General features: G+C 65.1%; 20 protein-coding genes. 11 read left to right on the forward strand and 9 right to left on the reverse strand.

The annotated features are described in order from the left end of the window. Positions 1-2: 2 nt before the first annotated feature. From rlmH to RBB31_RS02220, 3 genes are all read right to left on the reverse strand, one after another. Positions 3-473 (reverse strand): 23S rRNA (pseudouridine(1915)-N(3))-methyltransferase RlmH, encoded by a 471-nt coding sequence (gene rlmH / locus RBB31_RS02210; RefSeq protein WP_306127616.1) that lies wholly within the window; start codon positions 471-473, stop codon positions 3-5. Next, a complete protein-coding gene (gene rsfS, locus RBB31_RS02215) occupies positions 474-830 on the reverse strand; it encodes a ribosome silencing factor (protein WP_306127617.1) in 357 nt (118 codons plus the stop codon). Between the two features lie 574 nt (positions 831-1404). Beyond that, positions 1405-2805 (reverse strand): mechanosensitive ion channel family protein, encoded by a 1401-nt coding sequence (locus RBB31_RS02220; protein ID WP_306127689.1) that lies wholly within the window; start codon positions 2803-2805, stop codon positions 1405-1407. 179 nt (positions 2806-2984) lie between these two features. On the opposite strand from RBB31_RS02220, the gene RBB31_RS02225 reads away from it, so the two are divergent. Together RBB31_RS02225 and RBB31_RS02230 are read left to right on the forward strand one after the other, a co-directional pair. After that, positions 2985-3911, forward strand: coding sequence for a histone deacetylase family protein (locus RBB31_RS02225; RefSeq protein WP_306127618.1), 927 nt, complete (start codon positions 2985-2987; stop codon positions 3909-3911). A 130-nt stretch (positions 3912-4041) separates the two neighbouring features. Further along, the gene (locus tag RBB31_RS02230) at positions 4042-4620 is read left to right on the forward strand and encodes a GNAT family N-acetyltransferase (RefSeq protein WP_306127619.1); all 579 of its coding nucleotides are present in this window, start codon (positions 4042-4044) and stop codon (positions 4618-4620) included. An 83-nt stretch (positions 4621-4703) separates the two neighbouring features. Here RBB31_RS02230 and RBB31_RS02235 read toward each other — a convergent pair whose 3' ends face one another. Further along, positions 4704-5633 (reverse strand): LysR substrate-binding domain-containing protein, encoded by a 930-nt coding sequence (locus tag RBB31_RS02235; RefSeq protein ID WP_306127620.1) that lies wholly within the window; start codon positions 5631-5633, stop codon positions 4704-4706. A gap of 188 nt (positions 5634-5821) precedes the next feature. On the opposite strand from RBB31_RS02235, the gene RBB31_RS02240 reads away from it, so the two are divergent. The 4 genes from RBB31_RS02240 (at position 5822) to RBB31_RS02255 (ending at position 12312) form a co-directional block, all read left to right on the forward strand. Further along, entirely contained in the window at positions 5822-6778 is a 957-nt protein-coding gene (locus RBB31_RS02240) for an ABC transporter substrate-binding protein (protein ID WP_306127621.1), read from the forward strand. 91 nt (positions 6779-6869) lie between these two features. Beyond that, the gene (locus tag RBB31_RS02245) at positions 6870-7907 is read left to right on the forward strand and encodes a glycine betaine/L-proline ABC transporter ATP-binding protein (protein ID WP_306127622.1); all 1038 of its coding nucleotides are present in this window, start codon (positions 6870-6872) and stop codon (positions 7905-7907) included. After that, positions 7900-9906: a proline/glycine betaine ABC transporter permease gene (locus RBB31_RS02250; protein ID WP_306127623.1), complete on the forward strand. Its 2007-nt coding sequence runs from the start codon at positions 7900-7902 to the stop codon at positions 9904-9906. The genes RBB31_RS02245 and RBB31_RS02250 overlap by 8 nt, the downstream gene beginning before the upstream one ends. A gap of 33 nt (positions 9907-9939) precedes the next feature. Beyond that, positions 9940-12312, forward strand: coding sequence for a DUF1989 domain-containing protein (locus RBB31_RS02255; RefSeq protein WP_306127624.1), 2373 nt, complete (start codon positions 9940-9942; stop codon positions 12310-12312). Between the two features lie 349 nt (positions 12313-12661). On the opposite strand, the gene RBB31_RS02260 is transcribed toward RBB31_RS02255, so the two are convergent. Then, complete coding sequence (locus RBB31_RS02260; protein ID WP_306127625.1) at positions 12662-14323, reverse strand: DUF6504 family protein; 1662 nt, start codon at positions 14321-14323, stop codon at positions 12662-12664. Positions 14324-14468: 145 nt separating this feature from the next. Here RBB31_RS02260 and RBB31_RS02265 point away from each other — a divergent pair, with 145 nt between their 5' ends. The 3 genes from RBB31_RS02265 to RBB31_RS02275 are packed head-to-tail and all read left to right on the forward strand — an operon-like array spanning position 14469 to position 16435. Beyond that, positions 14469-14798, forward strand: coding sequence for a metalloregulator ArsR/SmtB family transcription factor (locus RBB31_RS02265; protein ID WP_306127626.1), 330 nt, complete (start codon positions 14469-14471; stop codon positions 14796-14798). Continuing rightward, the gene (locus RBB31_RS02270; RefSeq protein ID WP_306127627.1) at positions 14788-15780 is read left to right on the forward strand and encodes a DUF563 domain-containing protein; all 993 of its coding nucleotides are present in this window, start codon (positions 14788-14790) and stop codon (positions 15778-15780) included. The genes RBB31_RS02265 and RBB31_RS02270 overlap by 11 nt, the downstream gene beginning before the upstream one ends. A gap of 19 nt (positions 15781-15799) precedes the next feature. Continuing rightward, the gene (locus tag RBB31_RS02275) at positions 15800-16435 is read left to right on the forward strand and encodes a hypothetical protein (RefSeq protein WP_306127628.1); all 636 of its coding nucleotides are present in this window, start codon (positions 15800-15802) and stop codon (positions 16433-16435) included. On the opposite strand, the gene RBB31_RS02280 is transcribed toward RBB31_RS02275, so the two are convergent. The 3 genes from RBB31_RS02280 to RBB31_RS02290 form a co-directional block, all read right to left on the reverse strand. Beyond that, on the reverse strand, positions 16436-17314 hold the full coding sequence (locus tag RBB31_RS02280) for a DMT family transporter (RefSeq protein ID WP_306127629.1): 879 nt from the start codon (positions 17312-17314) through the stop codon (positions 16436-16438). It lies immediately after the preceding gene. Next, entirely contained in the window at positions 17311-18192 is an 882-nt protein-coding gene (locus RBB31_RS02285) for a LysR family transcriptional regulator (protein ID WP_306127630.1), read from the reverse strand. The genes RBB31_RS02280 and RBB31_RS02285 overlap by 4 nt, the downstream gene beginning before the upstream one ends. Before the next feature lie 131 nt (positions 18193-18323). Then, positions 18324-18611 (reverse strand): I78 family peptidase inhibitor, encoded by a 288-nt coding sequence (locus tag RBB31_RS02290; protein WP_306127631.1) that lies wholly within the window; start codon positions 18609-18611, stop codon positions 18324-18326. 238 nt (positions 18612-18849) lie between these two features. On the opposite strand from RBB31_RS02290, the gene yghU reads away from it, so the two are divergent. After that, on the forward strand, positions 18850-19719 hold the full coding sequence (gene yghU / locus RBB31_RS02295) for a glutathione-dependent disulfide-bond oxidoreductase (protein WP_306127632.1): 870 nt from the start codon (positions 18850-18852) through the stop codon (positions 19717-19719). A gap of 64 nt (positions 19720-19783) precedes the next feature. Then, complete coding sequence (locus tag RBB31_RS02300; protein WP_306127633.1) at positions 19784-20500, forward strand: NYN domain-containing protein; 717 nt, start codon at positions 19784-19786, stop codon at positions 20498-20500. Between the two features lies 1 nt (position 20501). Here RBB31_RS02300 and RBB31_RS02305 read toward each other — a convergent pair whose 3' ends face one another. Further along, a complete protein-coding gene (locus RBB31_RS02305) occupies positions 20502-20987 on the reverse strand; it encodes a flavodoxin family protein (RefSeq protein ID WP_306127634.1) in 486 nt (161 codons plus the stop codon). Between the last annotated feature and the right edge of the window lie 62 nt (positions 20988-21049).

Genomic DNA, 21049 nt, shown 5'->3' on the forward strand with positions numbered 1-21049 from the left:
GGTCACGCCCGATGATAGGGCGCTCCCGCCAGGATCGAGGCCGCGCGGTAGAGCTGTTCGGCCAGCATCACCCGGGCCAGCATGTGCGGCCAGACCATCTTGCCGAAGGACAGCGTGAACTCCGCCCGGTCGCGCAGCGCGGGCGCGATCCCGTCGGCACCGCCGATCACGAAAGCCACATCACCGCGACCCGTGTCGCGCCAACCGGCCAGCTTGTCGGAAAAGTCAGGCGAGGACAGCAGCTTGCCGCGCTCGTCCATCGCCACGATCACGGCCCCCTTGGGCAAGGCGCGCTCCAGCAGCTCCGCCTCGGCGTCCATGCCGCCGCCCTTGCGGTCCTCGACCTCGTGCATCTCTGCCGGGCCAAGCCCCAGGGCGCGGCCGGTCCGGTCGAACCGGGCCAGGTAATCATCGAGCAACGCGCGTTCCGGGCCGGCCTTCATCCGGCCCACCGCGCAGATATGGACGCGCATTCAGCTCTTGGCGGCCTTGGCTGCCTCGTGGCCTTGCAGCCACATCTTCTCAAGCTGGTAGAAGTCCCGCACCTCGGGGCGGAACACATGGACGATCACGTCGCCCGTGTCGATCAGCACCCAGTCGCCCGCGTCCTTGCCCTCGACCTTGGTCAGCACGCCCATCTCGGACTTCAGCCGCTCCGAAAGCTTTTCGGCGATGGCCGTCACCTGGCGCGAGGACCGGCCCGAGCAGATCACCATGTAGTCGCCGATCGCGGATTTGCCGCGAAGGTCGATCTGCACGATCTCTTCGGCCTTGTCTTCGTCGAGTGCGGAAAGGATGCGCGCAAGCTGTGCGTCACTGCTTGTCGCCATGTCGGACGCGCTCAAGGCTGCGCCCCGTTCAGCGGCAGGGGCCGCGTCGATTGTAAGAGACAGGACATTGTCCTCCTTCTACTACGCACCGATCCGCCCCGGTGCCGGGCCTGTTTTCAAAATAGCAATCCGTCTGTCACAATTCAATGAAGGCTTTCACCGATTGGCATTTCGTGTCCGTACACGCCGCAACGAACAACAGCGCACCGGCGCAGCCTTCGGCGGGCCGCGCCGAAGATGCAACCTTTACCAGCCGGCCTCGGTATGGATGCGGTCGTCGGGAACGCCCAACTCCCTCACAGCGTCCCGCGTCCTTCTCCGGCAGAACATGATCGACCTTCAGGCCCTGCATCTGCCCCCATTCCTCGCGCAGGGTGATATCCTTCTCGGCCTTGTTGGGAACAGATCAGCTGGCACCCGTCCAGATCTCGCTCCTTCGCACGCTTGCGCAGGATCGACATGAAGGGCGTGACCCCCCACCCGTGTCATGAGTGACGCTCTGCCGCGATTGCAGGGTCAGGGTCTGGGTGATGGAAACTCTCCTTTCGGCCCGCCAACACCCCGCTCAGGGGCCTTATTCCTCGGCCGCCCCGCGCTGCGTCGCTTTGCCCGGTTCGGCCCCGTCCAACGCCCGCGTGCCCAGTTCCGAGCCTTCCAGCACCTTGACCTCGCGCTGCGGGAAGGGGATGGAAATCCCGTTCTCCTGAAACGCGTCCCACAGCGCCAGGTACACATTGCCCCGGATATTCGTCAGACCCCCCGTCGGGTCGCTGATCCAGAAGCGCAGGATGTAATCCACGCTGCTGTCGCCAAACCCCACGATGTGACAGACAGGTGCCTTGAAGGCCAGCACACGCTCCACGCCCTTGGCGGCCTCGATCGCCACGCGGCGCACCAGGTGCGGGTCGTCGCCATAAGCTGTGCCGAAATAGATATCCAGCCGCACGAACTCGTTGGAATGCGACCAGTTCACCACCTGTCCGGTGATCAGGTCCTCGTTCGGAATAAGGTATTCCTTGCCGTCCCGCGTGGTGATCGACACGTACCGCGCGCCAAGGCTGTTGATCCAGCCGAAAGTCTCGCCCAGGCTGATCACGTCGCCCGGCTTGATCGACTTGTCCAGCAGGATGATCACGCCCGACACCAGGTTCGACACCACCTTCTGCAGGCCGAAACCAAGGCCGACGCCGATGGCGCCCGACAGCACCGCCAGCCCGGTCAGATCCACCCCCACGACGCGCAGACCGATAAAGAACGCGGCGCCGTAGAGCAGGATCTGCATGACCTTCACCGCCAGCACCTGCATCGACGGCGAGATGTCCTTGTTCGACCGGATGCGCGAGGCCGAGGTTGTGGACACGAACCGCGCCAGGAACATCAGGAAGGCGATCATCGCGATGGCCTGAAGCACCATCCAGACCGATAGTCTCATCTCGCCCAGGTCGATCGCCGCGCTGTCGAGGATCTGGATCGTCTCGTCCGTAAGGCCGAGGATCGACAGGGTGACCCATGTCCAGGCCGCATAGCGCACCATGCCGCGCAGGAACGCGTTGACGATCAGCCGTGTGACGATGGCGATGACCAGCCACGCGGTGGCAAGGCTCGCCATGACCCCGATCAGGTAGGATCGGCTGGGCCACGTGACCTCCTGCATGATCCAGTAGACCGGCCAGATCATCAGTACCATGAAGATCAGCCGCAGCCGCCGGTGCACCATCACCAGGAACCGCATCCTCCACTTGGGCCAGCCTTCGCGGTTGCGCATCCAGTTGTGCAGGTGCGGGCCGAAGATCCGCGCCAGGATCGTCGCCGCGACCCACAGCCCCAGGATGATCCCCACCTGGTAAAGGCTCCACGGCCGCAAGAGCCCCGCCACGAACAGCTGCGCCTGCTCCCACAGCCCGATGGCGATGGTCTGCGCCTGCTCGATCGCGTCGTTCGTCGGGTCCGGCGTCGCCTCGACGGGCGAGCTCATGCCGGCCTCTTCGCCGGTTGCGGTGTCGGTGGCGTCCTCTTCCATGAGAATACCTTACACGCCCGCCGCTTGTGGACAAGTCGCGCTGGACAGTGGCCGCATGGCCTCTAAGCTGTTGTGAACATTCGGCGCGGCCCCGTCGCCGCCCGGAACTTAGTCAAAGAGGAGGAGCCGCGCCCATGTCCACGCTACTAGTCACCCACGAGGATGGCCTCAACCACGTCACACCCGACGGTCACCCCGAACGCGTGGCACGGCTGGAACACCTGTGGCCCGCGCTCGAGGGCAAGGACGTGGTCCGCGCCGAGGCGCCGCTGGCCGAGGACGCCGACCTGACGCTCTGTCACCCGCAGGATTACGTGACCATGATCCGCGAGGCGATCCCGGAGCAGGGCTTCAACCAACTCGATGGCGACACGTGGCTGTCGCCCGGCTCATACAACTGCGCGTCGCGCGCCGTGGGCGGCGCGATGCTGGCCGTGGACAAGGTGATGGCGGGCGAGGTCGGCAACGCCTTCGTCGCCATGCGCCCGCCGGGCCACCACGCCGAGACCGCGACGCCGATGGGCTTCTGCCTCTTCGGCACCGTCGCGATTGCCGCGAAACACGCGCTGGAGCGTCACGGATTGTCCCGCGTCGCGGTGGTGGATTTCGACGTGCACCACGGCAACGGCTCGCAGGACCTTTTGCGCGGCGAGGCGCGCGCGCTCTTCATCTCGTCCCACCAGATGCCGCTCTGGCCCGGCTCGGGCGGCGCGCACGAGACCGGCGACCACGATAACGTGCTGAACGTGCCCTTGGCGCCGGGCACGGCGGGGCAGGGCTTCCGGCAGGAATACGAGGGCCAGGTCTTTCCCCGGCTGGAAGAATTCAGGCCCGAACTGATCCTGATCTCGGCCGGCTTCGACGCCCATGCCGACGACCCGCTGGCCAACCTGAACCTGCGCGAGGACGATTTTGCCTGGGTCACCCGTCGCCTGTGCGAAATCGCGGCCGAGCAGTGCAAGGGCCGCGTGGTCTCCAGCCTGGAAGGCGGCTACGATCTGCGCGCGCTCGCGGCCAGCGGGGCGGTGCATCTCGACGAGCTGATCCGGGCGGCCGGCTGAGAAAGGCGCCGGCCTGCCGTCACGTAAATTAACGGTTTCATCGAAACTTCATGGAAAATGCCGCGCCGCGGCATTATTTTCCGGGCAGGGAGGACATCCCGGCCCGGGCCTGGCCCGCGCCAAGGAGTCCATGACGATGAATGCCGACGTCAACCACGACAAGATACTGATAAAACCCGATATTCGCCGTCTGTGGCCGGCGGACAAGCGGCTCTTGCTGGACCATTTCGCCCGGCTCGACCCGGAGACCCGCCGTCTGCGCTTTGGCGCCAGCGTGACCGATGAGTTCGTCACGCGCTATGCCGAGACCGTACTTGGCCTCGACAGCGTCGTGTACGGCGCCTTCGTCGAGGGTGATCTGCACGGCGTCGGCGAATTGCGGATGTTGCTCAACAGCTGGCCCGTCAGGGCCGAGATCGCGCTCAGTGTCGATCCCGACTGGCAGCACGAAGGCATCGGCGATGCGCTCTTCGTGCGTATGCTCGCGGCGGCGCAGAACCGCGGCGTGCGCTCGCTCTACATGATGTGCCTGCGCGAGAATGAACGCATGCAGCGCCTGGCGCGCCGTCACGACGCGACCCTGACCTTCGACATCGGCGAGGTCGAGGCCACGCTCGACCCGCCCTGGCCCACGGCGCTGTCCCTGGCCGAGGAGATGGTGGGCGAAACCCGCACCTACCTTCACGCGGTCCTGCGCCCGCCGTTCTGAAAAAACGGTAAGCCCCAGAAAATTCGTACTAATTTTCTGGGGCGCAGATTATTCGCAGAATAATCTGCAAGACGCCCCGCGTCTCATTCCGCCGCGTATCTCTGCCGTGCGGCGCTTTCCTGCAGCAGCCAATGCGCCACGATGGCGCTTTCGTTGCGCGGCTCCAGGCCCTGCCGCCGCAACAGGTAATAGCCCGAGCGCGTGCGCACATGCTCGCCCCCCATCGGCCGGACCAGGTCGCCCGAGTGCAGGTGATGGTCCACCAGATGCCCCCATCCCAGCGCGATGCCCAACCCGTCCCGCGCCGCCTGGATCGCCAGCGGATAGGTGTTGACCGACGCCGACGGACGGACCGTGTCGGGGTCGGCGCCTTTGTGGTCCAGCCAGGTGCGCCAGTTCAGCCATTCGGTGTGGTTGTTGCTGACCTCGATCAGGTCGTGCTGGCGCAGCGCCGCGATGCTGTCGATCCGCGCCTGCCCCTTCAGGTAGCCCGGCGCGCAGACCGGAAACACCGTCTCGCCGAACAGCCGCGTCGCCTCGAATCCCGGCCAGTCGCCCTCGCCGCGCAGGATCGCAAGGTCCATGTCCTCGGCCAGGCACTCTTCGTCCACGTCGGACGACGTAAGCGCGATGGTGATATTGCAATTCGCCTCGTGAAACGCCCGCAGCCGCGGCATCAGCCACAGCGACGAGACCGAGTTCGTCGCCGCCAGACGCACCGTGCTTTTCTCCAACTCCGCGCACATGTCTTCGGACACCCGCACCAAAGTCTTCAGCGCCGGCGTGATCCCCGAGAGCAGCTTGCGCCCCATATCCGTCAGCCGCACCGAGCGGTGCCCGCGCACGAAGAGCGCGCACTGATAATGCTGCTCCAGCAGCCGGATCTTGCGGCTGATGGCGGTTTCCGAGACGTTCAGTTCCTTGCCCGCCGCGGCAAAGCTTTCCAGCTCCGCGGCCACCTCGAAGGCCAGCAGGTAGTCAAGGCGCGGCAGCACGGCGCGATTGCGCAGCATCCTTCACACTCCTCAAACTCGGGACAACGGCCCGAGCCTAGCCGCGCCCATCCCCGTTTGCCAAACATTTCTAGAGGCATGGCACAAAAAGTTTATAATCAGAATTTTTCTGCACCTGCGCGATACTTCCCACTCCAACAAAGGGCCGGCACACAGAATCAGGCCCATGCAACCGACTGGGAGTTAACATGAAAATCAAAGCATTGATGTCCGCGACGGCCATCGCCATGGCGTCCGCCACGGCAGGCATCGCCGCCGAGGACAGTTCCGAACCCATCGTCATCCCGCTGCACAACTGGTCCAGCCAGATCGTGATGAGCCACGCCGTGGGCCAGATCTTCGAGGAGATGGGCAACAACGTCGAATTCGTCACGACCGACAGCCAAGCGGTCTACGAATCGATCCGCCTTGGCGACGTGACGCTGGAACTGGAAGTCTGGGAAGGCGCGTTCGGCGCGTCGTTCCGCGAGGCGCTGGAAAAGGGCGGCCTGCACGACGCGGGCGACCACGATGCCGTCACGCGCGAGGACTGGTGGTACCCGTCCTGGACCAAGGACGCCTGCCCGGGCCTGCCCGACTGGAAGGCGCTCAACGACTGCGCCGAGCTGTTCGCCACGCCCGAAACCGGCGACAAGGGCCTGTTCCTCGACGGTCCGGTCGACTGGCTCAAGCACGGCAAGGAACGCGCCGAGGCGCTCGATCTGAACTATGTCGTGAAGAACGCCGGGTCCGCCGCCGCGCTTTGGGCGCATATCGCGTCGGCCGAGGAAGACAAGACCCCGATCCTGGTCTTCAACTGGACGCCCAACTTCGCCGAGGCCGTCTGGCCCGGTGAGTTCGTCGAATTCCCCGCATGGGAAGACGGCTGCGACACCGACCCCGCGAAGGGCCCCAACCCCGACGCGCTCTATGATTGCGGCAACCCCGCCGATGGCTACCTGAAAAAGGCCGCCTGGGACGGGATGCAGGACAAGTGGCCAAACGCCTACGAGGTGCTGACCAAGATCTCCTTCACCAATGCCCAGATCGCCGAGATGGCCAAGCTGGTGGATATCGAGGATTACGAGCCCGAGGAAGCCGCCGAGATCTGGCTGGAAGACAACGAGGACGTCTGGAAGGGCTGGCTGCCCGGTGGCGACACCTGACCTCTTCGCCTTTCCCTGTCCGGTGATGCGCCGGGCAGGGCCTTGCCGGCGGGTCGCACCGCCGGCGTCAATTCAAGGACCAGCGCCTCTCATGACCTCGGACAGCCCCGTCATTTCCTGCCGCAACGCGTGGAAGCTTTTCGGCCCCGACCCGCGCCGCTATCTGAAATCCATGCCTGCGGGGCACGGGTACGAGGATATCCGCGCCGACGGTTACATCGCCGGGGTCAAGGACGTGTCGGTCGAGGTCGCCAAGGGCGAGATGCTGGTCATCATGGGGCTTTCCGGATCGGGCAAGTCCACGCTGGTGCGCTGTTTTTCCCGCCTGCATGACATTACCGGCGGCACGATCGAGGTCGAGGGGCAGGACATCATGGCCCTGCCAGAGAAGGACTTGATCGAACTGCGCCGCTCCAAGATGGGCATGGTCTTCCAGTCCTTCGGCCTCTTGCCGCACCGCACCGTGCTGGAAAACGTGGCCTTCCCGCTGGAAATGCGCGGCCAGGACAAGCATGCGCGGCGCGAACGCGCACTGGAAGTCATCAAGCTGGTGGGGCTGGAAGGCCGCGAGGACTATTTCCCGCGCGAGCTCTCCGGCGGCCAGCAACAGCGCGTCGGCATCGCCCGCAGCCTTGCCATCGAGCCGGATATCTGGTTCCTCGACGAGCCGTTTTCCGCGCTCGACCCGCTCATTCGACGCGAGATGCAGGACGAGTTCCTGCGGCTTCAGGCGATACTGGGCAAGACCATCGTCTTCATCACCCACGATTTCGACGAGGCGCTGCGCCTGGCCGACCGCATCGCCATCATGAAGGACGGCGCGATCGAGCAATGCGACACGCCCGACCAGATCGTGCTGGACCCGCAGACCGAATACGTGCGCAAGTTCACCGAGGACGTGGACAAAGCACATGTCGTGCACGCCAGCGTTCTGGCGAAACCCATCAACGGCCACGCCGTCGAGGGCGAGGCTATCGCGGGCGACCGCACCATACACCAGATAGCGCGCCAGCTTGTCAGCGACCCGCGCGACCATCTGCCGGTGGCGGGCAAGGACGGCAGGATCATGGGCGTGATGGCCCGGCAAGAGGCGCTGGAGGTGCTTCTGGGGGACAGCGCCAATGGCTGACGTCGCCACCAACGCCACGCGAACCTCGCTGTCGATGCGCCAGCCCGGCGCGACCCGCGACCCCGTGCTGGTGGCGCTGCTGGTGGCCGCGATCCTGCTCTGCGCGGCCAAGCCCGTTCTGCCGGATTTTCTCGTCCGCCTGCCCGAAGCATGGATCCCGCCGCTGGCGACGTGGCTGGATGCGTTCTTCGACGTCATCACCGGCGACATGCAGGAGGGGCGCTTTGGCCTGATCTACATCACCCGCTGGTTCGCCGAGGGCCCGCTGGAGTTCCTGCTGGGCGTCACCGCCAACCTGCTGGAGGGCAAGTATCGCTGGCCCTACATGGCCGACCCCATCCCGTGGGCCGCCGTGGCAGGGCTGGCCGCCGTGATCGGCTATTACTTGGGCGGCTGGAAACTGTCGCTGCTTGCGGGGGGCACGTTCGTCTGGACCGCCTTCATGGGCCAGTGGGAACTGACGATGCAGACCCTGTCGGTGCTGCTGGTCGCCGCCCCGCTGGGCTTTTTCGTGGGCCTCGTCATCGGCATCACGGCGTGGAAATACAAGTGGTTCGACAACGCGATCAAGCCGCTGCTGGCCGTCATGCAGACGCTGCCCTTCTACACCTACCTTCTTCCGGCGGTGATCTTCTTCAAGGTCGGCCCCACCGCGGGGGCCATCGCCACCACGATCTATGCCACCCCGCCGATGATCCTGATGACGACCGTGGGCCTGAAAAAGGTCTCGCCCGAGATCGTCGAGGCCGGCAAGATGTCCGGCGCCTCGCGCTGGCAGATGCTGACAAAGGTGTTCATCCCCTCGGCCCGCACCGAGATCCTCGTCGGCGTGAACCAGGTCATCATGCTCTGCCTCGCCATGGTGGTTCTGACCGCCTTCATCGGCATGCCGGGCCTGGGCGGCAAACTGCTCGCCATGATGAACAGCCTGAAACTCGGGCGCTCCTTCGAGATCGGGATCACCATCGTGCTGGTCGCCATCACCCTCGACCGCCTGTCAAAGGCGTGGGTGCGCAAGCTGCCCGAGCATCACCCGAAGGACACGCCCTTCTACATTCGCTACAAGTACACCGTCCTGTCGGTGTTGGTCTTCGCCGGGCTCTACCTGCTGGCGCAACCGATCGAGATCCTGAACGAGGTCGGCCGCCGCCAATCGCTGTCCATGGGGCGCGAGATCGACGGCGTGTTCGAAACCTTTCTCAATCTCGACCTGGTCGAGGCGATCACCGGCACCATCCGCTATGTGCTGAACGTCTGGGTCCTGATCCCCTTCCGCGACGCGCTTCTGTGGATTCCAACTTCGGCCTTCATCCTGCTGGTGGTGGCCTTCGCCTATGGCGTGGGCGGCAAGAAACCGGCGATCTACGCCGCGATCTTCTTCTCCATCGTCGCCTTCTCTGGCTGGTGGGACCGCTCGGTCATCACGCTCTACTCGGTGCTCTCGGCCATGGCGATCTCGATGCTGATCGGCATTCCCATCGGCATCCTCGCCGCGCGGTCGGAAAAATGGTCCGAGCGGATGCTCTTGGCCTGCGACACCGCGCAGACCTTCCCCAGCTTCATCTACCTGCTGCCCGCGATCATGCTCTTCGGGATCACCGACACCACCGTGGTGCTGTCCATCGTGATCTTCACCATGGTCCCGCTCACCCGCTACACCATCGAGGGGCTGCGCAGCGTGCCCGCCGAAATGACCGAGGCCGCCGACATGGCCGGCTGCACCCGCTGGCAGAAACTGACATCGGTGCAACTGCCGCTGGCCATGCCCACCATGGCCGTCGGCTTCAACCAGGGGATCATGTTCGCCTTCTTCATGGTCATCATCGCGGCCTTCATCGGCACGCAGGACCTTGGGCAAGAGCTTCAGCGCACGCTGGCGGGCACCGACCTGGGGAAAAACTTCGTCCTCGGGATCAATGTCTCGCTCATGGCGTTGACCTTCGACATGGCGATCCTCAGCTGGGCCAACCGCCGCAGACGGGCGCTGGGCCTCGATTGATGCTACAATTCACGAGTGATAAAAGGCACATCCATGACCGTTAAGCCTGTCTTCGAGACCCCGTATGAACGCGCCGGCGTCATCACGCCGGGCCTGCCCATCCTGCCCCACGGCACCGAACGCCACCCCATTCCGGGCGGCGGCTCGCGCGCCGTGCCGATCTATCGCGGCGACGAGATTTCCGTGCTGGATTTCCAGGGGCTGCAACCCGGCGAGATGGTGTTTTTCACCCCCGACGGCAAGTCCGACCCCGGCCGCCTCGGCGCCTCCAGCCACGGCCGCCCCGATGGCGTGCTTTCAGTTCTCGACAACGGCTCGGTCTCTGGCCGCCGCGTCGCCTCGGCGCTCGACCGGGCCGGGTTCAAGCTGGGCGATGCGCAATGCATCAAGGTCTTCTCCGAAGGCTCCCGCGCCGGTGAGATGGCGACCTTCCACGCCGACAGCGACGGCCTCTTGATCGTCGCCGCCCCCGGCGGCCCTATGGACCCGGGCACGCAGGCCCCGCCCACCGACCTCATCCTCTATATCCGCCGCGCCGATCCCGGCATCGCCAAGGGCGGGCACATGCCGCCCGACCCGCTGGCCGATCCGATCCACGATATCAACATCCAGCCGGGCGAGGCGAAATCCTACCACGTGCAGAAAGGCCAGTTCATCCAGGTGCTGGACGTGCAGGGCCGCGAATGCTCGGACTTTCAGGCCTTCTCGCTGCGCTCGCTCGACAAGGGCCTCGACCGCGAGATTGACCCGACCACGACGCGCACCCTGATGGGCTCGCTCTACCCGCAGCCGGGCATCTTCGCGAAGTACTGGAACGTCGATCAGGAGCCGCTGGTCGAGATCGTGCAGGACACCTGCGGGCGGCACGACACGTTCGGCCTGGCCTGCACCGCGCGCTATTACGAGGAGTTGGGCTATCCCGGCCACGTAAACTGTTCCGAGAACATGAACCGCGATCTCGAACAATACGGCGTGCGCCCGCGCGCCGGCTGGCCCGCGATCAACTTCTTCTTCAACACCATGCTGGACGAGACCAACGCCATCGGCATGGACGATCCGTGGTCGCGCCCCGGCGATTACGTGCTTCTGCGTGCGCTCACCGACCTAGTCTGCGTCTCCACGGCCTGTCCCTGCGACGTGGACGAGGCGAACGGCTGGAACCCCACCGATATCCAGGTCCGCACCTATTCCGAAACCAACAGCTTTAGCCGCTCCATCGGCTACAGAAAATCAGCGGAGGCGCCTTTGGAACACACCAAGGAAACCGGGTTCCACAATTGCTTTGCCAGGCACACGCGGGACTTTGTCGAGTATAACGGGTACTGGTTGCCGAACAGCTTCCCCTCGGTCGGCACGGTCGGCGAATACTGGGCCTGCCGCGAGAAGGCGGCGATCATGGACCTGTCGCCCCTGCGCAAGTACGAGGTCACCGGCCCCGACGCCGAGGAGCTGATGCAATATTGCGTCACCCGCAACGTCAAGAAGCTGGCCGTGGGGCAGCTGGTCTATACCGCCATCTGCTATGAGCACGGCGGCATGATCGACGACGGCACGCTCTTCCGCATGGGCGACAACGCCTTCCGCTGGATCGGCGGCAACGACACCTCGGGGCTCTGGATTCGCGAACAGGCCGAGAAACTGGGCCTCAATGCCTGGGTCCGCAACTCCACCGATCAGCTGCATAACGTGGCGGTGCAGGGGCCGCTGTCGCGCGATATCCTGAAACAGATCATCTGGACCGCCCCGGCCAATCCAACGCTGGAGGAGTTGGGCATGTTCCGATTCACCCCGGCGCGTCTCAACGATTTCGACGGCACCGCGGTGGTCGTGGGCCGCGCGGGTTATTCCGGCGAACTGGGCTACGAGATCTTCTGCCACCCCAAGGACGCCGAAGAGGTGTTCGACACGATCTGGAAAGTGGGCGAGCCGATGGGGCTGAAACCGCTTGGATTGGCGGCGCTCGACATGATCCGGATCGAGGCGGGACTGATCTTCGCAGGCTCCGAGTTCGACGACCAGACCGACCCGTTCGAGGCCGGCATCGGCTTCACCGTGCCGCTGAAATCCAAGAACGACGATTTCATCGGGCGTGCAGCACTGGAAGAACGCAAGGCCCATCCGCAGCGCAAGATGGTCGGGCTGGAACTGGAAGGCGGCCGCGTGGCCAGCCCCGGCGATTGCGTCCGCATCGGCAAGGCGCAGGTGGGCGAGGTGACCTCCGCCGTCAAATCCCCCATCCTCGGCAAGAACATCGCGCTGGCCCGCGTGGACGTGACGCATGCCGAGCCGGGCACCGATATCGAGGTGGGGCAATTGGACGGCTTGCAGAAACGCCTCAAGGCCAGGGTCGTGCCATATCCGCATTTCGACCCGACCAAGGAACGGGTGAAGGGCAACTACGGCTGATCTCTTTCCTGTCATCCTCGGGTCTGCCCCGAGGATCTCTCTGCCCCGGAGATCCCGGATCAAGTCCGGGATGACGGTCACACCTTCGCACCGCCACGTAGGGCGGGGTTCCACCCCGCCACCGCCCGCCGGTGCCGGGATGTCTACCTCCACCCCGTGCCGGGCGTGACCCGCGACTTCCTCCGTTCGAAATCTCCGCGTAGGGTGGGTGAAAACCCACGCGTCCATACGCACGCTCTGTTAACCACGCGAAACGCAAAAAATCGCACCGCTGCCATACCACTTGAATACCGACGTGATACCGACATCGCGTTTTCGGCGAATCCGCCTCCTTAACCTTTTGATTCGCCTACGCAAACCGCCCTTGGCAGAACCACCCCGACGACATCGTCCCGCCATGGGCGTAATACAGCCACAACCGCTCCCCCTGGCCAGTGGTCACCTGCCAGTAATCCCTGACCCCCGACCGCCAGTTCGGATCGTCCAGCCACCATTCCGGCGCGATCCGCTCGGGGCCCTTCGCCTCGGCCAGGTCATGCGCCCGCCCGCGCCACCGGAACGCGGCCGGCAGGTGCGGCGCATCCGGCGCGTTGACCGGCTCGGGCGACCACATCAGCAAGGGGCGCGGGGTGGCGGGGCGGGGCCAGTCCCCCGCCGGCTCGGACCATGCGGCGGCCAGAATTTGTGACGTCTTTTCAGGGATATGGCTGCTGGCCGGGTGCAGGCGGGTGATCGCCTCCAGCCCGATCCGCCCACCGATTCGACCGATCAGATCCTCCACGGCCGTGTCCCGCGCCAGCCGGTCCCGGGCGGCGGCGGTGGCGTCCAGATGACCCGCAGCGGTGCGGTGCTGGATGGGCTCGCTGACGGCCGCGATCAGGCGCAACGTGTCGATGCCAAAGCCTGCGTCGATCTCGTCCAGCCGTATGGCCAGCAGGGGCCGGATGCGGTCGGGCTCATCCGTCGCTCGCGCCAGCCCCGTCTCGATCCAGCCCATGCTGCCATCGGCGCGCCACGCCTCCAGCCGAACCTTGCGCACGCCCTGTCCCTGGTCCGCCAGAAGCTGGCACAGCCGCGGCACCAGCCGGTCCAGACCGGCCTGCAAATCATCAATCAAACCAATGGGTTCCGGCAGGGTCAGCCGGGTCGCCAGCCGGGGCTTCACCCGCGCCGGCGACACCGGCTCCGGCGCCGCCCCCACCGCCTGATCCATCCGCAGCAAAAGCCCCCGGCCAAAGCGCCGGGCCAACGGCCCGCGCGGCTGGTTCAGCAGGTCGCCCACCTTGCGCAGGCCCAGCCGGTTCAGGGCCGCGACCTGCTCTTCTTCCAGCCGCAGGGCGGCGATGGGCAGGGGGGAGAGGAAGGTGCGCGCCTGCCCGGGCGGCGCGATGGAAAACGGCGTTGAATTTGAACGGCTTACGCCCGCCACCGGTGCGGCGCCGCCGCGTTCCCAGTGCCGCCGCTTGGCTGCTCGAGAGCGGGTCGCGCGGGCTTCCTGGTCGATGGCGTCACCACTGCGATCTGCCCCCGGCACAGCCCCGGCATAGCGCGCCAACGCCCAGGCCGCGCCCACCGTGCCGGCCAGCCCGCAGCGCGAGGTCAGCCCGAAAAGTGACGCCTCTTCAACGATTTGCCGGGCCATCGCCTCTTCCCCGCCAAAGAGATGCGCACAGCCTGTGATATCCAGCAGCAACGCATCGGGCGGCTGCGTCGCCACCCACGGGCTCAGCCGCTCGGCCCACCGCCCGAGGCTGGCCAGAAACACCGCCTCCTGATGCGGGTTCTGCAGTTTCGTGACCAGCGTGGCGCACATCGCATGGGCATCGCGCAAGGGCTGCCCCACCCGCAGCCCCGCCGCCTCGGCCGCGCCCGACAGGGAACAAAGTACCTGCATCTGGCCGGTGTCGCGCACCACGGCAAAGGGCACGTCCGCATCCAGCCCGGTCCGCCGCAACAGCCGTTCGGCCCCCAGCCGGGGGAACCAGACAGAAAGGATACGCCGTTCGGGCATGGCAGCGGGACCGGATCAGCAGCGGGGAGATGTTCTTGATATGTTCCAAATTAGGGCGCTGACGCACCGGAGTCGAGTCCGCAATGCCGTCCCAAGGCCCAAGACAGTTGACGCCGCCAGTGTCACAAGGCTTAAACGGTGCACCATGGCCCAATCGCTCGACACAGTATTCGCCGCACTGGCCGACCCGACCCGCCGCAGGATCCTGTCGATGCTGCTGGAGGATGACATGGCCGTGACGGACGTGGCGGAGCCGTTCGAGATGTCGCTGGCCGCCGTCTCGAAGCACCTTGGCATCCTGACCCGCGCCGGCCTGATCAGCCAGGAACGGCGGGGCCGGGTCGTGTGGTGCAAGCTGGAGCCCGACGCGTTGCGCGACGCCAGCATCTGGATGCAGAGTTTCGGCCAGTTCGAGGCGGTGAACCTGGATGCGTTCGAACAGTTCCTGGCGAAAGAGTTCCGCGATGATGGATGACGCGGCGCCGGGCGCGGCGCTGGATCCGCGCGTCTTGCCGGAGCCGCATGTCGAGACGGTGGAACAGGCGCAGGTGGTCCCAATGTCGCAAGGCCGGGAACTGGCCTGCGGAGTTTTCCGGGCGGATGGCAGCTTTGTGGAGCAGTCGCGGACGCTTTATTCCTCCAATCGCTTCACCGCGCAGCCGCCCCTGCCCGAGACGCCAGAGACCCTGCCGGGGCGCCACCTGTTCATCGGAATAGGCCGCCATCATTTCGGGCATTTCCTGCTGGAATGCATCTCGCGGCTTTGGCCTGTGGCCGGGGGGCGATATGACGGGCTGGTCCTGATACCGATGCATGGCATTGATTTCGGGGCGGTATTCCAGCGGCGGCTGAAGGCGTTCGTGGACCTTCTGAGTGACGGCCTACCGGTGCATTTCGTGCAAACCCCTGTGCGGGTCGCGGAACTGGACGTGCCGACGCAGGGCATGGGGCACCGCGATTGGGTCACCGGCACGCCGGAGTTTCGCCGGTTCATCCGCGGACGGCTTAAGGCGGCGGTCCTGCCCGAGCGCGACGAGAAGATCTACCTGTCGCGGTCGCTGCTGAAACGCGCGGGCCAGATGGTGGACCAGGAAGAGCGGATCGAGCGGCTGATGCGCAAGGCGGGTTACGCTATCCTGCATCCGCAGCGCCACAGCGTGCCGGAGCAATGCGCCCGCTATGCCGCCGCGCGGCAGATCGTGGGGCCCGATGGCTCGGCCTTTCATCTTGCGCCGTTCGTGATGCGCCCCGGAACGAGAGTGGGCCTGATACAGCGGCGCTGGCGGCAGGGGGCGTTCGATGCACTGGCCAACCAGATCGAGGCGTTTTGCGACGTAGACCTGGTAAAAATGAACGCGCTGCTGCGTACGGACGACGGACAGGTGTCAGAGGACGTGCCGCCACCCATGGATTATCGCCGCCTTGTGCGGAAACTGGAGGCGGGCGGGTTTCTCTGACCAACAGGAGAAACGCGCGATGAAGAAACCTGCCCTGACCCTGATGCTGGCCCTTTGGGCCGCCCCTGGCCTGGCCCAGAACGCCTGTGTCGCGCCACCCCCGGTGGGCGATCCCTGCATGATCGGACATTGGGTTGGCGAGAACACGGCGCCGGCGCGAATCCGGGACGCTTTGCAGGGGATGGTGCCCGATAACGTGATCCGTGAAATCGCGGCGGGCGCGTCGCCCGCCTTGGGGATCTCGATCTACGATGACGGGTTCTATCACACGCTCCCGTTTCACCAAGCCACGGAATTTACCGATACGTTCGTCGAGACCGGCGATGTCGTGGACGTGCGGCTGGACCTTGCCGCGCCGACGCAGGTGGGGTTTATCAATGGCGAGGCTGGGCGGATCACTTTCTGCGATGCAGGCTCCGCCCCGGCCATGTTTACGATGACGGCCAATGGTGATGTCATGACTGCACCGGTTGCGGGAGCGGAGCGGTACGAGCCGACGATCACCTATGCATGCGCGGGCAACACCATGACGATGGACGTGCAACTGCCGGCGCCGATCGGCACGGTGCAGTATTTCCTGCGCCGTGTTCCCGAGCACGCGTTCGGCGAAGAATTCAGGCGGCTTTACGACGCGGCGCGGGACCTGGCGGAGTAGCTATTCGTCCTTCAGCAGCAGGACCAACGCCACGATGGTCAGCCCGACGCCCACGAGGATCAGGGGCGGGGGCAGTCCGTGGCCCAGCGCCGCCTGCCAGCAGATCACCCACGTGGGCGTGAGATAGGTATAAGCCATTACCTTGGCGCTGGGCAGGCGTAGCGAGGCGTATTGCAGCAGCACGAAGGTGATCGCCGTGGCCGCCACCGCGGTGTACACGATGGTGATCCAGACGATGGCGGGCAGGCCGGGCCAATCCGTGCTGCGCATGTCGGACCAGCCCGCCAGCGCGATCAGGCCGGCGGCGGCGACCATGGCACCGAAGGAAAACACGATGGGTCGCTCGCCCCGGTTCAGCTTGCGCACCAACGGTGTATAGAACGCGTGCGCAATGCAGCCGAAAAAGAAGATGATCTCGCCCCGGCCCATTTCGAACCGCAGGAACGCCTGAAGATCGGCGTCGAAGATCACCCAGAGCGCCCCCGCCGCGCCGATGGCCAGTGCCAGGCCCATGCGCGGGGTCATCACCTGCCGCAGAAGGATATAGCCGAAAAGGCCGGACATGATGGGTGTCAGGGTAAAGACCGCCGCCGCGCTGACCGGGGCGGCGGTTTTCAGCGCCTCGAACATCATCACGAAATAAAGCCCCATCGACCCGCCCAAGAGCAGGTAGCGCCAGGGCGCCTGCCACGTGGCACGCGGAATGCCGACGGTGGCCCAGGCGGCGCTGCCCAGCAAGACCGAGGCCAGGATGAACCGCACGGCGTTGAGCGCGGTGGGCGCGATATGCGGGGCGGCCATGCTGCCAAGGGCGAAGGACCCGGCGATCAGTCCGGAAAAGGCCAGCATCGCGGCATGGCCGCGCAGCCGGTCGGTCATTCGACCTCCCACGCCCTGGCGCGATCCTTGAGGAAGCGCAGGAAGGCCTGCACCTTGGTGGTGCGGTGCAGGTCCATGTGGGTCACCAGCCAGATCGGCGCGGACCATTCGTCGCGTGCGGGCATGACCTCGGTCAGGTCGCCGAGCTGGTGGGCCAGCACCCGGCTGAGAAACCCGATGCCGGCGCCTTCGATGATGGCGCAGCGCTGGGCATGTACGTCCTGGCTGCGAAAGATGATGCGCGCATCGGGCACGGTCTGACGCAGCCACTGGTTGAAGGGCGCGCGGTTCTTGGGATCGTCTGCGCTGACGAACCAGTGCTCGTCGAACTCGTCCTCGGACGCGGGCAAGCCGTGCCGGTCGATATAGGATTGCGCGGCATAGAGGGTGTGCGCCTGGGTATAGAAGGGCTGCACCACGTTGTCCGGCTGATCCGGGGCGCGGCCGGCGCGGATGGCGACATGCGCCTCGCCGTATTCCAGCCGAAACAGGCGGTCGCCCGTCAGGTAGCGCAGGATGATGTCGGGGTATTCCTGACGAAACTCTGCCAGGACCGGCACCAGAAGGTGGCTGAACCCGCCCAGCGATGTGACGACCAATTCGCCCGACACGTCGTTGCCGCGGCCTTTGATGCGGCCCGCCAACTGGCTGAATTGATCATCGGTGGCTTGCGCCACGCGCAGCAGGTCCTCGCCCGCCTCGGTGGTGGAATAACCGCGGGCGTGTCGCTGGAACAGCTTGACGCCAAGCCGTTCCTCGAGCGCGTCGATATGGCGGATGACGGTGGCGTGGTGGACACCAAGTGCATCGGCGGCGCCACTGACCGTTCCTACGCGTGCCACGTGAAAGGCGGTGCGGACTTCATCCCAGCTGTCCATGAGGGGCCTCGCTCGTTTGTGCGAAATCAAACACTTCTGCCAGCGCAGTATCAACTGCGTTGAAATAAGCGCAAGGCCGGAATTGCGGTGGGGTTCTGATCGTACTGCGGATCACGCGCCCGGGTGCGCGCCTATCCGCACCAGAAGCGCACGATGGTGTTGCTGCTGTCCAGGTCAACGTTCAACCGCTCGGGGTTGTAGTCCATCGTCACGATTCCGCCGGGCGGGATGACGCGCACCGGCTGGTCAAGCGCCGACTGGTCGAAAGCGCTCAGCGGTTGCCCGACAAGCGCGGCGTGAGTGGCAGCAAGACAACTGTCGGGGCCTTTTTCATCAGCCCGGGATGGCGCGCCGCCCTCGGTCATTGCGGGACCGCAGCCCGCCAAGCTAGCCACCGTCAAGATCATCCACCAGCGCATATGTCTTTCTCCTTCGCACGGTTCGCCGCAGCATTGGCGCAAGCGCGCCCGTTCCGCAAGCCCCGTTGACGAACTCGTTTCGGATGGCGGGTTGCACAGCTCCGTTTTCCGAAAGCCTACGGCGGTCCGACCCGAGGCGACGGCCCCTTGCACACAAATCTGTGCACCGGCGCACCTTGCATTGCCGCATATGTCGGTTAGCTCTCTATCTGAACAGATTGCAATGTGAGAGCCGTAAATGACCGACGATACCTACACACCGCCCGAAGTCTGGACCTGGGACGCCGAAAGCGGCGGCACGTTCGCCTCGACCAACCGGCCGATCGCCGGGGCCACCCATGACAAGGAACTGCCCGTGGGCGAGCATCCTTTCCAGCTTTACTCCATGGGCACGCCCAACGGGGTGAAGGTGACCGTGATGTTCGAAGAGCTTCTGGCCGCGGGCCATGACGCCGAGTACGACGCGTGGCTCATTCGGATCGGCGATGGCGACCAGTTCGGCTCGGGCTTTGTCGAGGTGAACCCCAACTCCAAAATTCCGGCGATGGTGGACCGCTCGGGGTCTGAGCCGATAAACGTCTTCGAATCCGGCTCGATCCTCATTCATCTGGCCGAAAAGTTCGGGGCGTTCCTGCCCGAAGCCGGCCCGCAGCGGACCGAGGTAATGAACTGGCTGATGTGGCAGATGGGTAGCGCGCCCTACCTGGGCGGGGGCTTTGGCCACTTCTATGCCTACGCGCCGGAAAAATACGAGTACCCGATCAACCGCTTCGCGATGGAGGCAAAGCGGCAGCTGGACGTGCTGGACAAACGGCTGGCGGACCGGCCCTATATCGCGGGACAGGATTACAGCATCGCCGACATGGCGATCTGGCCCTGGTATGGCAACCTGGCGTTGGGCCGGCAATACGACGCCGGCAAGTTTCTGAGCGTGCACGAATACAAGAACGTCGTGGCCTGGGCCGAAATGATCCTCGACCGTCCGACGGTGCAGCGCGGGCGCATGGTGAACCGCACCATGGGCGAGCCGCACGAACAGTTGTGGGAGCGCCACGACGCGTCGGATTTCGAGACCAAGACGCAGGACAAGATCGGCGAGAAGGGCTGAGCGCCCACTATCGGCTTTCGCCGGGTGGACGGATAGGGCAGGGTACCCCTGAGAAGGAGTTGCCATGCCCGACCGTTCCCACCTGCTTGCCGTCCTGATCGACGCCGATAACGTGCCATCGAAGTATGCCGATGCCATCCTGAAGGAAGTCACCAGCTATGGTGAGCCGGGCCTGCGGCGCGTATATGGCGATTGGTCGAGTCAGCAACTGAGCGGCTGGACCAAGACGGCGCAGAAGCTCGGATTGGTCCAGCATCAGCAGACTGCGAACACCAAGGGCAAGAACGCGTCGGATATCGGACTGGTGATCGACGCGATGGACATCCTGCACGCGGGACATTTCGACGGCTTCGTGCTGGTCTCGTCGGACAGCGATTTCACCCGGCTGGCCAGCCGTATCCGCGAACAGGGCCTGACGGTGATCGGCATCGGCGAGGCGAAGGCCCCCGACGCGTTGAAGAATGCCTGCAATCGCTTTGTCGCTATCGAGAACATCTACCAGGAGGTCGGATCCTCGTCGCGCGCCAAGGCCAAAGCGGGGCTGGATTCGAAATCCGCGGCCAATGCCCGCAACCTGATCTTCGACGCAATGGAGAAGATCGACCAGGAAGGCGAATGGTATCCGCTGGGACGCATCGGCCAGCAGATTCAGGCGGACAAGCCGGATTTCGACACGCGGACCTATGGCGAGAAAAAGCTGAGCGATCTTGTTGGCCAGTTGAAAGTATTCGAGACCAAGTCGGGACCAGGCAACCAGATGCTGGTGCGGCGGGTCGACTAGGCTAGAACGCGCCCATTTCCAAGCCCGCGCCAAGCGCTTGTCCAAGTTCGCGGCAGGGAGCGAGGTCGTCTTCCGACAGGTTCTTTTCGGCCAGGATCTGATCTTGCGTCTGGGCGTGGGTGCAGATGATGAACGGTTCCTGCACCGCTTTCAGCCGCCAGCCCTGCGCGATCCGGGCGATCTGTTTTTGCGCGTTCGTGCCGTCAGAGCCGGCGCAGACCATCTGGGCATAGGGACGCCCCTCGATCCGGCCCAGCACGGGATAATAGCAGCGGTCGAAGAAATCCTTCATCACGCCGGCGATGGCGGCAAGGTTTTCCGGCGCGCAGAAGATATAGCCATCGGCGCGCAGAAGGTCCTTTGGCCCGGTTTCTTCAGCGGTCTGGAGGGTCGTCGTGGTTTCTTCGCGCGCGGCGTCTGCGGCGGCCTCCGCCATCTGGCGGCTGCCGCCGGTCTTGGTATGGTAGACGATCAGAAGCTCCGCCATGACGCGCCTTGACCTTTCATCTCGTTCCCTTGCGCTGCGGGCAAGCTTGCCGTTTCACCGCA

This window comes from Roseovarius sp. MMSF_3350, assembly GCF_030733425.1.
Lineage (GTDB): Bacteria > Pseudomonadota > Alphaproteobacteria > Rhodobacterales > Rhodobacteraceae > Roseovarius.

Excerpts from the sequence above, each read along its gene's own strand:
- RBB31_RS02285 (WP_306127630.1), bottom strand. The coding sequence starts at position 18,192 with ATGGACAGCTGGGATGAAGTCCGCACCGCCTTTCACGTGGCACGCGTA.
- RBB31_RS02300 (WP_306127633.1), top strand. The coding sequence starts at position 19,784 with ATGCCCGACCGTTCCCACCTGCTTGCCGTCCTGATCGACGCCGATAAC.
- RBB31_RS02225 (WP_306127618.1), top strand. The coding sequence starts at position 2,985 with ATGTCCACGCTACTAGTCACCCACGAGGATGGCCTCAACCACGTCACA.
- RBB31_RS02260 (WP_306127625.1), bottom strand. The coding sequence starts at position 14,323 with ATGCCCGAACGGCGTATCCTTTCTGTCTGGTTCCCCCGGCTGGGGGCC.
- RBB31_RS02240 (WP_306127621.1), top strand. The coding sequence starts at position 5,822 with ATGAAAATCAAAGCATTGATGTCCGCGACGGCCATCGCCATGGCGTCC.
- RBB31_RS02290 (WP_306127631.1), bottom strand. The coding sequence starts at position 18,611 with ATGCGCTGGTGGATGATCTTGACGGTGGCTAGCTTGGCGGGCTGCGGT.
- RBB31_RS02275 (WP_306127628.1), top strand. The coding sequence starts at position 15,800 with ATGAAGAAACCTGCCCTGACCCTGATGCTGGCCCTTTGGGCCGCCCCT.
- RBB31_RS02250 (WP_306127623.1), top strand. The coding sequence starts at position 7,900 with ATGGCTGACGTCGCCACCAACGCCACGCGAACCTCGCTGTCGATGCGC.
- rsfS (WP_306127617.1), bottom strand. The coding sequence starts at position 830 with ATGGCGACAAGCAGTGACGCACAGCTTGCGCGCATCCTTTCCGCACTC.
- RBB31_RS02305 (WP_306127634.1), bottom strand. The coding sequence starts at position 20,987 with ATGGCGGAGCTTCTGATCGTCTACCATACCAAGACCGGCGGCAGCCGC.
- RBB31_RS02255 (WP_306127624.1), top strand. The coding sequence starts at position 9,940 with ATGACCGTTAAGCCTGTCTTCGAGACCCCGTATGAACGCGCCGGCGTC.
- RBB31_RS02220 (WP_306127689.1), bottom strand. The coding sequence starts at position 2,805 with ATGAGCTCGCCCGTCGAGGCGACGCCGGACCCGACGAACGACGCGATC.
- RBB31_RS02235 (WP_306127620.1), bottom strand. The coding sequence starts at position 5,633 with ATGCTGCGCAATCGCGCCGTGCTGCCGCGCCTTGACTACCTGCTGGCC.
- RBB31_RS02230 (WP_306127619.1), top strand. The coding sequence starts at position 4,042 with ATGACGATGAATGCCGACGTCAACCACGACAAGATACTGATAAAACCC.
- RBB31_RS02280 (WP_306127629.1), bottom strand. The coding sequence starts at position 17,314 with ATGACCGACCGGCTGCGCGGCCATGCCGCGATGCTGGCCTTTTCCGGA.
- RBB31_RS02270 (WP_306127627.1), top strand. The coding sequence starts at position 14,788 with ATGATGGATGACGCGGCGCCGGGCGCGGCGCTGGATCCGCGCGTCTTG.
- yghU (WP_306127632.1), top strand. The coding sequence starts at position 18,850 with ATGACCGACGATACCTACACACCGCCCGAAGTCTGGACCTGGGACGCC.
- RBB31_RS02265 (WP_306127626.1), top strand. The coding sequence starts at position 14,469 with ATGGCCCAATCGCTCGACACAGTATTCGCCGCACTGGCCGACCCGACC.
- RBB31_RS02245 (WP_306127622.1), top strand. The coding sequence starts at position 6,870 with ATGACCTCGGACAGCCCCGTCATTTCCTGCCGCAACGCGTGGAAGCTT.
- rlmH (WP_306127616.1), bottom strand. The coding sequence starts at position 473 with ATGCGCGTCCATATCTGCGCGGTGGGCCGGATGAAGGCCGGCCCGGAA.